13 protein-coding genes are annotated in these 12,761 nt (G+C 66.1%); 3 read left to right on the plus strand and 10 right to left on the minus strand.

From position 1 onward, the window contains the following. The first annotated feature begins 151 nt into the window (after nt 1–151). Nucleotides 152–385: a hypothetical protein gene (locus AC3WLT_RS25645; protein ID WP_492594486.1), complete on the plus strand. Its 234-nt coding sequence runs from the start codon at nt 152–154 to the stop codon at nt 383–385. Nucleotides 386–585: 200 nt separating this feature from the next. Here the strand turns inward: AC3WLT_RS25645 and pqqE are convergent, their stop codons facing one another. The 10 genes from pqqE to AC3WLT_RS25695 form a co-directional block, all read right to left on the minus strand. Continuing rightward, nucleotides 586–1,791: a pyrroloquinoline quinone biosynthesis protein PqqE gene (pqqE, locus tag AC3WLT_RS25650; RefSeq protein WP_492594487.1), complete on the minus strand. Its 1,206-nt coding sequence runs from the start codon at nt 1,789–1,791 to the stop codon at nt 586–588. 4 nt (nt 1,792–1,795) lie between these two features. After that, the gene (pqqD, locus tag AC3WLT_RS25655) at nt 1,796–2,086 is read right to left on the minus strand and encodes a pyrroloquinoline quinone biosynthesis peptide chaperone PqqD (protein WP_492594488.1); all 291 of its coding nucleotides are present in this window, start codon (nt 2,084–2,086) and stop codon (nt 1,796–1,798) included. Next, nucleotides 2,083–2,835 (minus strand): pyrroloquinoline-quinone synthase PqqC, encoded by a 753-nt coding sequence (gene pqqC / locus AC3WLT_RS25660; RefSeq protein WP_492594489.1) that lies wholly within the window; start codon nt 2,833–2,835, stop codon nt 2,083–2,085. The genes pqqD and pqqC overlap by 4 nt, the downstream gene beginning before the upstream one ends. A 72-nt stretch (nt 2,836–2,907) precedes the next feature. Beyond that, complete coding sequence (pqqB, locus tag AC3WLT_RS25665; protein WP_492594490.1) at nt 2,908–3,828, minus strand: pyrroloquinoline quinone biosynthesis protein PqqB; 921 nt, start codon at nt 3,826–3,828, stop codon at nt 2,908–2,910. Between the two features lie 110 nt (nt 3,829–3,938). Beyond that, nucleotides 3,939–4,505, minus strand: a complete 567-nt coding sequence (locus AC3WLT_RS25670; protein WP_492594491.1) for a cytochrome b — start codon at nt 4,503–4,505, stop codon at nt 3,939–3,941. Nucleotides 4,506–4,585: 80 nt separating this feature from the next. Then, entirely contained in the window at nt 4,586–5,431 is an 846-nt protein-coding gene (locus AC3WLT_RS25675; protein ID WP_492594492.1) for a formylmethanofuran dehydrogenase subunit C, read from the minus strand. Continuing rightward, on the minus strand, nt 5,428–6,387 hold the full coding sequence (gene fhcD, locus AC3WLT_RS25680) for a formylmethanofuran--tetrahydromethanopterin N-formyltransferase (protein ID WP_492594493.1): 960 nt from the start codon (nt 6,385–6,387) through the stop codon (nt 5,428–5,430). Before fhcD ends, AC3WLT_RS25675 begins: the two co-directional genes overlap by 4 nt. A 21-nt stretch (nt 6,388–6,408) precedes the next feature. After that, entirely contained in the window at nt 6,409–8,109 is a 1,701-nt protein-coding gene (locus AC3WLT_RS25685; RefSeq protein ID WP_492594494.1) for a formylmethanofuran dehydrogenase subunit A, read from the minus strand. Next, nucleotides 8,106–9,491, minus strand: coding sequence for a formylmethanofuran dehydrogenase (locus tag AC3WLT_RS25690; protein WP_492594495.1), 1,386 nt, complete (start codon nt 9,489–9,491; stop codon nt 8,106–8,108). The genes AC3WLT_RS25685 and AC3WLT_RS25690 overlap by 4 nt, the downstream gene beginning before the upstream one ends. Before the next feature lie 288 nt (nt 9,492–9,779). Beyond that, nucleotides 9,780–10,532 (minus strand): HisA/HisF-related TIM barrel protein, encoded by a 753-nt coding sequence (locus AC3WLT_RS25695; RefSeq protein WP_492594496.1) that lies wholly within the window; start codon nt 10,530–10,532, stop codon nt 9,780–9,782. A 14-nt stretch (nt 10,533–10,546) separates the two neighbouring features. Here AC3WLT_RS25695 and AC3WLT_RS25700 point away from each other — a divergent pair, with 14 nt between their 5' ends. Then, nucleotides 10,547–11,629 (plus strand): ATP-grasp domain-containing protein, encoded by a 1,083-nt coding sequence (locus AC3WLT_RS25700; protein ID WP_492594497.1) that lies wholly within the window; start codon nt 10,547–10,549, stop codon nt 11,627–11,629. Next, nucleotides 11,626–12,759, plus strand: a complete 1,134-nt coding sequence (locus AC3WLT_RS25705; RefSeq protein WP_492594498.1) for a hydantoinase/oxoprolinase family protein — start codon at nt 11,626–11,628, stop codon at nt 12,757–12,759. The genes AC3WLT_RS25700 and AC3WLT_RS25705 overlap by 4 nt, the downstream gene beginning before the upstream one ends. Nucleotides 12,760–12,761: the final 2 nt, after the last annotated feature.

Consider the following 12,761-nt stretch of genomic DNA (forward strand, 5'->3'; position numbering starts at 1 on the left):
ACCTATCCGTCATCGGAGGTGCCCGGAGATTCTATCGCCGGGTTGGTGCATCCATTAATAGGTGGAACCCGAAGACGTAAGCGCCCGACGCTGGAAGGAACTTGATTCGAGTGGCTGCTTTGGGAAAGGCTGACCGACCGAAACGGGTCGCGTGCTGCCGTTGGGTTATCGCCCCGAGAACGCATCGTGCGAAGCCGTCAGCACCACCCATTCGCGCCAAATAACGCTGAAAATTCACCGCCATTTATCGCTGAAAGTCACAGGCTTGCCGATCTGGAAAGCTTCAAAAACTCTCTACGTGCGCTGGGCAGAACCCAAGAACTTGGAGTACGTCAATGAAGCATTCGGACGCCTTGCCGAACGTATCAGGAAACTTGCTGGTTGAAGCTGGAGTTGGGGTGACGGAATTTTCTGGGGTTCCGGCTTACAACCCCTGGCCGGGGTACGTATAGGGCTGCTTCGGATTGCCAGGAAAGGACCGTGGATTGGTCTGCGTGCCATGCAGATCGTTGTCCGTCGCCGCCTGCCGGGAACGACAGCGTGGTATCGGCGTCGGTATAGCGGAGATGTCTCCCGCTGCCATGGTCAGCCTTCTGTGTGGCCGTGGCCATCCGGCTGGCCGCCCGACCGGGCGGCCGCCAGCCTGCGCGAGTTGGCGTCGTTGCGAAACAGGATCGGCTGCTCGCGCGGTTCGACTGCCGCGGCCGCGCGGCGCACCACGTTCACCACCGTGTCATGCGACGGCGACTTGTCGCAGACGGGGTCGGCGTTGGCCGCATCGCCGGTGAGCAGATAGGCCTGGCAGCGGCAGCCGCCGAGATCGCGTTCCTTTTCGTCGCAACTGCGGCAAGGCTCCTTCATCCAGGCGAGGCCGCGAAAGCGGTTGAACGCGTCGCTCTCGTACCAGATTTCGCGCAGCGGTGTCTCTTTCACGTTCGGCAGCACGAGTCCGGGCAGACTGCGTGCGGCGTGGCAGGGCAGCGCCGCGCCGTCCGGGGCGACGCCGAGAAAGACCGCGCCCCAGCCGTTCATGCAGCGCTTCGGGCGTCGTTCGAAATAGTCCGGTACGACGAAGAAGATCTTGCAGCGCTCGCCCTGCGTGCGGCGGTATTGCTCGACCACTGCCTCGGCTTCTTCGAGCTGTTCACGCGTCGGCATCAACTGCGCTTCGTTGTGATGCGCCCAGCCGTAGTACTGCGTATTCGCGAGCTCCAGATATTCGGCGCCCATCGCGAGCGCCATGTCGATGATCTTGTCGACGTGCGGCAGGTTGTAGCGATGCAGCACGCAGTTGAGCACCATCGGAAAGCCGTGCTGTTTGATCGATGCGGCAACGCGCTGTTTCAGGTCGAAGGTGCGGGTGCTGCTCAGAAAGTCATTCAGTTCCTGGGTCGAATCCTGGAACGACAGCTGGATATGATCGAGACCGGCCGCCTTCAGGTCGCCGAGGCGCTTGTCGGTCAGGCCGACCCCCGATGTAATCAGGTTGGTGTAAAAACCAAGCTTGCGCGCTTCGCCGACCAGCACTTCGAGATCGTCGCGCACGAGAGGCTCGCCGCCCGAAAACCCCAGTTGCGCGGCGCCGAGCGCGCGCGCCTCACGCAGCACGCCGATCCATTGTTCCGTGCTGAGTTCGCGGCTGTGATCCGTATAGTCGACCGGGTTGTAGCAGAACGCGCAGTGCAGCGGACAACGATAAGTCAGTTCCGCGAGCAGCCAGAGCGGCGGCGCCACGCCAGTTGGGGTCGCTTGAGACTGTGCACCGGCGCCGGCTTGCGAGAGATCCGTCATGGCACTACTCCAGCCAGCCGCGCAACAGCGCGTCGGCAACGAACGCACGCACTTCGGGACCGAGCCCGGTCGTGTTGAACGCCTGTTCCAGGTCGGCGATCAGTGCGTGCATATCGCGCGTGCCGTCGCAACGTTTGAGGATTTCCGCCGCGCTCTGATTGAGCTTCACCATGCCTTCGGGGTAGAGCAGCACGTGAGCGTTCTGAGCGGGCTCCCATTGCAGACGAAAGAGCTTGCTGATCGTCGGACGATCGGCTGTGGGCACGGCGCCGCCGGCGCGTGGCAGGTCGTTCATTGCGGGAAGGCCTTTTCGATCGAGTCCAGCATGGTCCACAGGATGTCGAGCTTGAATTGCAGGATCTCGAGCGCGCGTTCCTGCTGTTCGCGCCGTGTGAAATGATCGAGCGTGACAGCGAGTCCGTGCTGCACGTCGCGCTGCGCCAGCGAAATGCGCGAGCGGAAATACGCAAGACCAGAAGGCTCGATCCACGGATAGTGTTCCGGCCAGCTCGCGAGCCGGTCGCGGTGAACCTGCGGCGCGAACATTTCGGTGAGCGACGAGCACACCGCTTCCTGCCACGGCGCGCGGCGCGCGAAATTCACATAGGCGTCGACGGCGAAGCGCACGCCCGGCGTCACCTGCTTCAGCGACCACAGGTCGGCACGCGACAAGCCGACTGCGTCGGCAAGACGCGCCCATGTTTCGATGCCGCCTTCCTCGTCGCCATAGCCGTCGTGGTCGAGAATGCGCAGCACCCAGCGGCGGCGCGTTTCGCGATCCGGACAGTTGGAGAGGATCGCCGCGTCCTTCAGAGGAATGTTGATCTGATAGTAGAAGCGGTTCGCTACCCAGCCGCGAATCTGTTCGCGCGAGCAGCCGCCGCTATTCATCTTCACGTTGAACGGATGATGGATATGGTAGGCCGTGCCCTTGGCACGCAACTGGGCTTCGAATTCTTCACGGGTCCAGGCGGGCCGGTCGTCGCGTCCGGTCGTCTGCGCATCCCTCGGCGGCGCCGTGCCTAAGGTGTCTTTCGCGTTCATGCCGTCTCCGTTTTTTGCTTCATGGCCACGCTTTTTAACGGGTGCTTCGTAGCCCCATTTCATCGCCACACTTCATATTTCGAATGTCATTCCATCGTACGCCACTTCGATGCCGTGTTCGGTCAGGAGGCGCCGCTCGGGGCCATCCTCGACCAGAATCGGATTCGTGTTGTTGATGTGGATGAGCACCTTGCGGACGTTGTGCGCCACAAGCGAGTCCAGCACTTCGATCATGCCGCCCGGGCCGGACTGCTGCAGATGGCCCATATCCGCCGCGGTTTTCTTCGACAGACCCAGTCGGATCATTTCATCGCCGGTCCACAGCGTGCCGTCGACGAGCAGCAGATCCGCCTCGCGCATCGCCGCGAGCACATGTGCGTCGATAGCACCGAGCCCCGGCGCGTAGAACACGCGCTTGCCGGTCTGCTGGTTAGTGAAGACGAGTCCGATGTTGTCGCCGCGCTCGGGTGCGTTGCGATGCGGCGAGTAGGGCGGCGCCTTGCTCGACAGCGGCAGCGCATCGATCTGCACGCCGTTCAGCGCGGCGACGGCCAGCGGCGCGCCGTCGAGCGCGATGCGGTGATGCTCGACACCGCAATAGTGCGCGAGGATCGGCGCGACCGGAAAGCCGCTGCACAGGTCCTGCCAAACCGCATCGGTAGCGTAGAGCGGCAGCGGCGTGTCGCGCTCGCGCAGCATCAGGAGGCCGGTGACGTGATCGATCTGCGCGTCGATGACCAGCACCGCGGCAATGCCGCTATCGCGCGCGTGGCGGGCCGGCTGCAGTTCCGGGTTGGCGGCGATCTGCGCGAGCAGATCGGGTGACGCATTGACGAGCAGCCAGTCCTCGCCGTTCGCGCTGACCGCGATCGACGATTGCGTGCGGCGCGTCGCCTTTAACGAGCCGCGCCGCACGCCGTCGCAATTGCGGCAATTGCAGTTCCATTGCGGGAAGCCACCGCCCGCCGACGAGCCGAGTACCTTGATCTTCATGCCGCGCTGGTGTGAGCCGGGGTGTGAGCCGGGGTGTGAGCCGGGGTGTGAGCCGGGGTGTGAGGCGGGCTGTGAGCCGGGCTGTGAAGCGGGCTGTGAAGCGTGCCGCGTCATGGCAGCATCCTCGCAAGCAGATTGTCGCGATCGATCAACTGATGCTTGAGCACGCCCGCCACGTGCAGCGCAATCAGCGCGATCAGCGCGTAGCCGAGGGCCTCGTGAATGCCGAAGAAGAGTCCGCGTAAACCCGCATCGTCCCAGCCCCATTTCGGCAGCGGGATACCCCAGAAACGCGTCCCATAACGATTGAACGACGAGCCGAGATAGCCGCACAGCGGCATCGCGACCATGGCTACGTATAAAAGGCCCTGCGTAGTGCGCGCGGCGGCGCGTTGCCACGGTCGCATCGGCGGCAAGGGCGGCCGGTGGAGGGCCACACGCGCCATGATGCGCAGAAGCACCAGCAGGAAAACCGTCAGTCCGAGCGACTTGTGAAGGTTGATCAATGTCGCTTTGACAGGCAAACCCTTCGGCAGTCCGACCATATAGAGTCCGAGCGCGAGCAGGCCGATGATGCCGAGCGCGATTAGCCAATGCAGGGCAATCATCGAGGCGGCATAGCTCGGCGCGCGTGTGTCGGCGCCTGGCTGTACGTGGGGAGAATGCGCGATCGTCATGCCTGTCTCCTTCCTTATCCGGCGTCTCTGTCGAACACCATGTTACTGCCTGTTCCGTGAGCAGCGCGCGGCTCCGACCTCTAGCCCACGACCAGTATTTCGCCTCGTCCGTCGACCGCGAGGTCGCCCGCGTAGCGTATCGGTAGCCTCGCTGCGCGCCACTGCGAAAAGGGCGCGATTTCGTCGGCGAGACTGCGCACGAGAAGCGCCCAGAATACGTCGAAACCGCGGCCGCCGTCGGTAAAAGTCGGTGGGCAATGCGCGGGCTGTTGCGTGAGCAGGAGCGTGCCACGCCTCATACCGTACGCATAATGCGCGCCCAGTTGACCGGCGACGCCGACAGTCCCCGCCACGAGCCGTGACGCAGCAAATTCGCCCGCATCGCCGCCGACCAGCACGAGGCCGCGGCGCATGCGATCGGCCAGCCGTGCTCCTGCGTTGCCGTGAATCGTCAGCGTGCCGCCCGTCATGCCTTCCATGTCGCCGGCGAGCGCGCCGGCGGTGAAATCACCACTGTCGCCGGTCACCGTCAGCCGGCCGCCACGCATTTCGCCGGCGGTGAAGTGGCCCGCATGGCCGTCAATCTGCAGGACGCCGCCCGCCATCTGGAAACCGCTGTAGTCGCCAGTCGAACCGTGCACGGCGAGGTGGCCGCCCGTCATGCGCGCGCCGACGCGATCGAGCCATGGCGCGGCGTTGTCGATCACGAGGCTGGCGTCGGCGTGCGGCGCTTCAGGTGCAGCAGCGGTTTCACTGCGCGACACTTCGAACACATCGCCCACGACGCACCTGTCATTGCCCGCAGGCAGAAGAATGCGCTCGATTTCCGCCACGGCCATGGTCGCGAGCGGCACCGGCAGCAAGGCGGACGCATCGACGCGGAAACCGGGGGGTGTCTTCACGCGCAGGGTTGTGCGACGGCTCATGTGCGGCTCCCGTCGAGGCCCGCTGCGAGGCTGTGCAGATGAAAGTGGTAAGGCCCGAGCTTGCCGCCGTAGTTGCCGGCTGAAATCCGCAGCATGCCCGCCGCCCGCCCGAGCCCGGCGGCCGCGGCGATACCGGCGCTCATCGCCGCGCCGACGTCCGCATCGGTGAGCCCGTCGATCACGATTTCAAGCACGCAGCCGACTTCCGCGCTCAGTTCGCTGCGCGCCGAGAGGCCCGTGAGGGTCGGACAGAACGCATCGTTGGTGGACGCGCTCGCCCCTTTGTATTTCGAGCCGACCTTCGATCCCGAACGCACGACGCCGCCCGGAAACGGCATGATCACGTTCGGCAGCGTGCGCATCGCCGTGACTGCGGCCTCGGATGCGGCCAGCGCGGCGTCGATATCGCGTGCCAGCAGGATCAGGTTGCCGCCGCCCACGGCTTTGACGGTGGGCACCGCCTCTTCGCAGACGAACTCTCCGTCCATCACCGGCACGCGCCAGTAACGCGTGTCGCCGAGCATCTTCGAGATCTGCCAGCCGTCGCCGAAAAAGCGTAATCCGCTGCCGAGCGACGCTCGGTCGGAAAGCGGTGCGCGGCTCGTCTCAGGATCGATGCCGCCATACACGGCGGTGGTCGGACACGTGAGCACGCATTGCCCGACGCGCCGTTCGATCTGTCTGGCCAATTCCTTCGAAGACACCGCGAACAGCAGCACCGCGACGCCAGGCCGGCCATCCGGCGTTTCCCCGGCCGCCAGCATTCGCTCGACGCCGGCTTCGCAGCCGCAGCCGATCACCGAGGTCGCGAAACCGGTCAGCGAGTTGGCGGCGTTCATCGCCCACGCCGGCGTATGCGCGGTGATGACGAGCCGGGTCGCCTTCATCGGAAAGGCTTCCGCGAAGGTGGCATCGATCGTGGTGCCGTTGATCTGCAGGGTCGCCGGGTCGCTCATCGTGTGCGGTTCACCTTGTGATCAGCTGTGCGCGAAACATTCGACGGGCAGCAGCCTGCCCCCGCGACAGCAGTTGCAGACCTCGTCGTCGCTGATGGCGGCATGCGCGAAGTTGCTCGCGAGGTTGGCGTCGCTGTAGGCGCGCAGCGTCTTCTCGATGCCGCGGTCGAATTCGGGCGAGACGAAATGGATGCCGCCCGTCGGCGTGGCGACGAGCGTGCCGTCGCGCGCGACCAGTTCGCCGTCCTTGAACACATAGGCGGGCGACGTGAACATCCGCTCGCGGTCCGGGTCGTCGCGATAGACGGCGACGTCCGCCGCCGCGCCGACGCCCAGATGGCCGCGATCGCGCAGGCCGAGCAGACGTGCCGGTCCTGCTCGCGTGATGATGGCGATCTCGTACAGCGAGAACTCGCGCTGCAGCTGCGGCAACGCGCTCGCCACTTGCGCGTCGGCATTGAGCTTCGCGAGTTGCTCGTCGCGAAACGATTTGTCCATCAGCAAACGGATCAGATGCGGATAGCTCGTAAACGGGCCGCCGTTCGGATGATCGGTCGTCATCGCGACGCGCCACGGGTCGTCGACCAGCAGGAAGATCTCGAGGCCGATGATCCACTGCAGCGCATTCACGTAACTCTGCTCGCGATAGCGGAACGGCACCACGCCGCAGCCCGCGTCGCATTCGATATCGCCGACCACCCACTTGTGCGGCCGCGCGAGCGGTGTGTTGCGGAACTGCATCATCGTGTCACCGGAGGCCGTGACGGTCTGTCCGAAGATGATCTGGCCGACGTCGATCGACACGTTCGGCCGCGCGTTCACCGCCTCCGCGATCTGGCGCGCGCCCGACGAAAATTTTTGCGGCCCCTCGATGCCATAGCTATGAAACTGGATATGCGTGAGATGGATCGGCAGGCCGTCGGCGGCGTCCATGGTGGCGATCGTCGAATCGATGTTGCCGGGCACGCCGAGATTGCTCGCGTGAACATGCAGCGGATGCGGCACGCGCAACTCGGTCAACGCGCGCGACAGTGTGTGCAGCACTTCGCGCGGTGTGATGCCGTAGTGCACGTGCGGCTCGTCGACGTTCAGCGAGCGCTGGTTGAACTTGAAGGCGGAGATGCCGCCTGGATTGACGACCTTCACGCCGAGTGCCTTGCTCGCGTGGATCGTCCAGCCGATGTAGTCGCGCAGACGCTCGAAGTCGTCGCGTGCGGCGAGCATCTGCAGGAACAGTTCGTCGTTGCCGAGCATCACGTAGGCGCCGTGATCGATGATCGGCGTGTCGCCCATTTCGAGGTGCGTGTGGCGCGCGTTGGACGGCATCATGGCCGGTTCGAATGCGGCCGTGTAGCCCATTTCGGCGTAGCGGTAGCCGGTCGCGAGCGTGCCGGGCGTGCACACGCCGCACGACGGCAGCCTCAGGTAGCGGCCGTTCGCGTCCTGCACCGATTCGTAGGCGGGCTCGCGCACAGGATCGTCACGGTGATCCTCGGGGAGCAGCAGCCGCGACAGATTGGTCTTGCCGCCGCCGATATGCGAGTGCATGTCGATGCCGCCTGCCATCACGATCATGCCGGTGGCGTCATATTCGCGGTCGGCCGGCGTGCCGGTGGGCACGTCGACGATGCGGCCGTCGCGGATCGCCAGGTCGCGGCGCTCGCCGTCGACGCCGTTCGCCGGATCGAAGATCGTGCCGCCCTTGAGGCGGATCAGACTCATGGCTGCACCTGCGCGGCGGGCTGGGCATGAAGGCGCGCGGCCAATTGCGCCGCGATTGTCGCCACCGTGGGAAGTGCCGCGCCGCGTGCGGCGACGAGCGGTATCACGACCGAGCCGTCGACGCGAAACAGATGGCCGCTGCTATCGATGCCAGGCGTTGCGACAGGAATGAAGACGGTGGCGGCGCCGCGCACTTTTGCTGCTTCCGCTAAAGCGGGATGGCCGAGCACGATCGCAGGCACATTCTGATCGAGCGCTTCCGGCCATGTCGGCGGCGCGAAGCTGGCGACCCACAGCAGGGCATCGATCTCGCCGTCGGCGAGCAGTCTGGCGGTGCGATAGCGAGTCGGATCGTGGTCGAGCGGCGCCGTGCCGGCGCTACGTGCGGGCGCGCAGACACGAGTGCGAAGCGGCAGACCGGAAAGCCAGGTCACGGTCTGGTTGACCGTCAATGCGCCATCATCGCCGCCGAGCGCGAGACAGCCCGCACGTGCGGTGCGATTGGCCGCCTTGACGATCCGGTTCAATGCTTCGATGAGCAGCGCCGCATGCGGGCCGGGCAGCGCGGCGGGCTCGTAGACGAGCACGGTGTAACGCGCGGCGGCGATACGCGCCTGCAACGCGGAAAGTGTTTCTGCCGCGCCCGTCCCGTTGTCTTGCAACGCGCTCGGCTGACGTCCTTCGCTAAGCGCGGACCAGAGTGCGAGCGTGTCAAAAGGATCGGCGTCCGGAAGAACCGCTTCGATTCGCGCATTCGCCAGGCCTCTCGCAGCCGGGTCGGGCGTGCAGCCGACGAATACCAGCTCACGTGTCTTTTCAGCACCTTCCAGCGCACGCGTGAAGAAGCGCGGATAACGCCGCGAAGGCTGGCAGCCGAAAAACACCAGCAGGTCGGCGCGCGAGCGCACTTCCGAAAGGGTCGTGAAGAACGACCCGCGGTCTTGCAACGCGAGCGTGGCCGCGCTCATCGCATCGCCGTGCAAATGATCGAGGATGGCGCCACAGCCCGCCGCCAGCGCATATAGCGCACGGGCGCCGGCAACGTCGGTCGTCAGTGCGCCGAACAATGGGCGGCGTGCTGACGACAGTATCCGCGCCGCGTGAGCCAGGGCGGTGTCGAGATCCGCGTCGTGTCCGCCGACGCTGTTGCGGCACTGTGCATCCGAGCCGCCATAGCATGCGAGCGCCTGCGCGAGCCGTGGGCATTCGGTGTTCGGCACAGCGAGCGTGGCGTTGTCATGCGAGTCGACGACGAGGTCGTCGCACAGCAGCGGGCAGAACGGGCAGGTCCAGTCGTGCGTGATCGACAAGGCGGGTGCGTTGGCCGCGGCCGATGAGCTCGTGTTCGATGGATCGATGGGATCGATGGGCGAGAGGTGCATGGGCGCACTTTTAGCAAGCTCCATGCCGATTCGACTGTTAGCGCCGTGGCGCCGGTGCGCAACGGATCGCGCGCCGCTTAGGTGGCCTCGCGCTTAAAAGGATCAATACGGTCGCGGCATGTGCGATGCCCCGCATCGACTGTGTCGGATCCGCGGCGCGTCAGCCTGTCCGCGCCGCACAGGTTGTGCGTCCATCTGGAGCAGAGTGTCACGCGCGGGTACAGCGGCTTGCCGTTTGTTTACATCTGCACGTTGTTCGACGATTGGCATGGAATTTGTATAGCACGCCTACGTGGACTCGAAGAGCGGCGTGCCGATCTGGCGATCATGCAGCGCGGACGCCACCAGCCATGCTGAAGCGCCGGTTCTGGCCGCCGCCGCCATATCGTCGCGATGGCGAATGCCGCCCGCGCCGATCACGGCAGTATGCGCGGGGGCACTGGCACGGATGCGTTCGAACGTGGCGAGGTCGGGGCCGTCGTAGCTGCCGACCTGATCGAGCGTCATCGCGATCACCCTGCGAGGACACCATGCGGAGGTGCGCTCGAGTGCGGTAGCGGTGAGCAGTTGGCCGGCGCGGTGGTCGAGCGAAAGGATCGGCGAGAGCCCGGCGGTTTCGGCGGCGCGCGGCGCGTCGATGTCGTGCAGCGACTCGGTGCCGAACACCGGCACGAGGGTCGCGAGATCGTGCGGCGCAGGTTGGCTATGGCTGTTGCGCTTGCCGGTCTCGTCGATACGTTCGAACAGCGAATGCATCGACGCGTAGTCGGCATAGCCCGCGTCGAGCCAGATGTCGGTGCCGGGCAGGGCGGCACGCAATGCAGCGAGCGTCTCGACATGAGCGCCATGCTGCAGGATCGCGCCGAGGTCGGCGATATAGAGCGTGCGTGCGCCGCTTGCAGCAAGCAGCGCACGGGCGATGTGAAGCGGCTCGCTGGTGGCGGCGAGCGACGACTGGATGGGCAGATAGGCCGTCCGTTCGCCGCGCACTGCGCGTACGACGTGGCCGTCGAGCAGATCGAGAACCGGTATCACCTGCATGGGGGCGCGTTCCTTTGACCAAGATCTTTGTCTTTGAGTATCTCACCGGCGGTGGCATCGACCCGGCCCATGCCGGCGCGGGGAGTCTTGCCGACCTGAGCGCGCTGATCGTCGAAGGCCGGGTGATGCGCGACGCGCTGGTGACTGACCTGCGCGAACTCGACGGTGTGGAGGTGAGCTTCGCGAGCTCGCGCTTCGAAACCGTCGACCCGGCGCTCGCCCATTGTATGGCCGCGCAAGGGGAATCGATGACGGCCTTTGTCGCACGGGTGGCGCGTGAGCACGATTACGCGTGGATCATCGCGCCGGAATGCGACGGCTTGTTGCTGCATCTGTACGACGCGGTGGGCGCGGCGCGTTGGCTCGGCTGCGCGAAAGAAGCGATCCGTGTGGCGTCGAGCAAGAGCGCGACGGCGGCGTGCCTCGTGGCGCATGGCATCGCGACGACGCCCTCTGTCGAACCCGGACAGGCCGACGGGCAGCCAGGCGACCGCCGGACCGCCGGCCGCCGGGTCGCCGGCCGCTGGGTCGTGAAACCGGACGACGGCGCGGGCGGTCTCGATACCTTCGTGTTCGACAACTTCGCGGACGCCTGCGCCGAATACGAGGCACGCGCGGCCGCCGCGCGCAATCCGGTGCTGCAGGCATGGGTCGACGGCGAGCCGCTTAGCCTTTCGCTGATCTGCCACGGCGAGCGCGTCGAACTCATCAGCATCAACCGGCAGCAAATCGGCTTGAGCGGAGGCAAGGCGCCGGGGCAGCACCCGCGGATCGTCGAATTCGATGGCGTGACGGTCAACCAGATCGATCCGGCTGGCGACCAGGGCCGCACGCTCGGCGCGCTCGCGCAGCGGGTGGCGAAGGCGATGCCGGGCCTGCGCGGCTTTGTCGGCATCGACGTGGTGTGGCATCCGTTGCGCGGGCCGGTGGTGATCGAGGTCAATCCGCGTCTGACGGTTGCGTATGCCGGCCTGTCCGCGGCGCTCGGCGGCAATCTCGCGCCCGCATTGCTGGCGGCGCATGGGGTGCGGGTTGACCGATCCGCAGCGGCGACGCGCACGTTCGGGTCGCAGCCGACCTGTGGAGCCCAGCCATGAGCGCCGCGCGCATCACGCATACATGCCCCGCGGCGGCCGCTGGCGCGGCGGTATTCGGCTGGGATGTCGGCGGCGCGCATGTGAAGGTGTCGATGACCGAGGCCGGCGGCGCCGTGCTCGATGTCGCGCAATGGGCGTGTCCGCTGTGGCAGGGCCTCGACCATCTTGAGCGGACCATCGACCTCGTCTTCGAGCGCTGGCCGGCCGCGAAGACGTACGCCGCGCAGCACGCAGTGACGATGACTGGCGAGATGGTCGACCTTTTCGAGGACCGCGCGCAAGGCGTGCGGGCGATCGCCGCCGTGCTGGCGCAGCGGCTCGGACCACGGTTGCGTTTCTATGCGGGCGACGCCGGCTGGTTCACGCCGCAGGCATGCGCGGCCGGTTGGCGCAGCGTCGCCTCGGCGAACTGGCTCGCTACCGCGCGCTGGGTCGCGACACGCGTCCCCGATGCGCTGCTCATCGACATCGGCAGCACGACCACCGACATCATTCCGATCGCGGGCGGCCGTGTTGTCGCGCGTGCCGCGACCGATGCCGGGCGGCTCGGCACCGGCGAACTCGTCTACCAGGGTGTCGTGCGCACGCCGTTGTGCGGTATCGCGCATCGCATCGAATTCGAAGGGGTGGCCGTCAACGTGATGAACGAATGGTTTGCGACCACGGCGGACATCTACCGGCTCACGGGTGAACTGGCGCCGCAGTACGACCTGTATCCGAGCGCCGACCAGGGGCCGAAGACGGAAAGCGCAAGCCGAACGCGGCTCGCGCGGATGATCGGCCGGGATGCTCATGAAACGAGTCCCGTCGAATGGCGCGGGTTCGCGCTGCGCTGGCGCGAGCTGCAGTTGCGCGAGATCGGCGTCAATCTGGCGCGCGTGACGGCGGCCCACCCAGGGCTCGCCGCCGCGCCGCTGGTGGGCGCAGGCTGCGGACGTTTTCTCGCGGCGGCGCTGGCGCGCGAAGAGGCGCGCGGCTACATCGATTTCGGCACGCTGGCAGGTGTGCCGGCAAGTCGATCGGAGTGGGCCGCGACGTGCGCGCCGAGTGTGGCGGTGGCATTACTGGCGGCGATCCGCGATAGGGACGCCGACGCTGATAGCCGCAGCGCGACATCGCGGGCGGCTTGAGT

This window comes from Paraburkholderia sp. FW306-2-2C-D06C (genome assembly GCF_058781505.1).

What these genes read in the sequence shown, in the direction of transcription:
- pqqE (WP_492594487.1), bottom strand. Translation starts at nt 1,791, where the DNA reads ATGACGGATCTCTCGCAAGCCGGCGCCGGTGCACAGTCTCAAGCGACC.
- pqqD (WP_492594488.1), bottom strand. Translation starts at nt 2,086, where the DNA reads ATGAACGACCTGCCACGCGCCGGCGGCGCCGTGCCCACAGCCGATCGT.
- pqqC (WP_492594489.1), bottom strand. Translation starts at nt 2,835, where the DNA reads ATGAACGCGAAAGACACCTTAGGCACGGCGCCGCCGAGGGATGCGCAG.
- pqqB (WP_492594490.1), bottom strand. Translation starts at nt 3,828, where the DNA reads ATGAAGATCAAGGTACTCGGCTCGTCGGCGGGCGGTGGCTTCCCGCAA.
- AC3WLT_RS25670 (WP_492594491.1), bottom strand. Translation starts at nt 4,505, where the DNA reads ATGACGATCGCGCATTCTCCCCACGTACAGCCAGGCGCCGACACACGC.
- AC3WLT_RS25675 (WP_492594492.1), bottom strand. Translation starts at nt 5,431, where the DNA reads ATGAGCCGTCGCACAACCCTGCGCGTGAAGACACCCCCCGGTTTCCGC.
- fhcD (WP_492594493.1), bottom strand. Translation starts at nt 6,387, where the DNA reads ATGAGCGACCCGGCGACCCTGCAGATCAACGGCACCACGATCGATGCC.
- AC3WLT_RS25685 (WP_492594494.1), bottom strand. Translation starts at nt 8,109, where the DNA reads ATGAGTCTGATCCGCCTCAAGGGCGGCACGATCTTCGATCCGGCGAAC.
- AC3WLT_RS25690 (WP_492594495.1), bottom strand. Translation starts at nt 9,491, where the DNA reads ATGCACCTCTCGCCCATCGATCCCATCGATCCATCGAACACGAGCTCA.
- AC3WLT_RS25695 (WP_492594496.1), bottom strand. Translation starts at nt 10,532, where the DNA reads ATGCAGGTGATACCGGTTCTCGATCTGCTCGACGGCCACGTCGTACGC.
- AC3WLT_RS25705 (WP_492594498.1), top strand. Translation starts at nt 11,626, where the DNA reads ATGAGCGCCGCGCGCATCACGCATACATGCCCCGCGGCGGCCGCTGGC.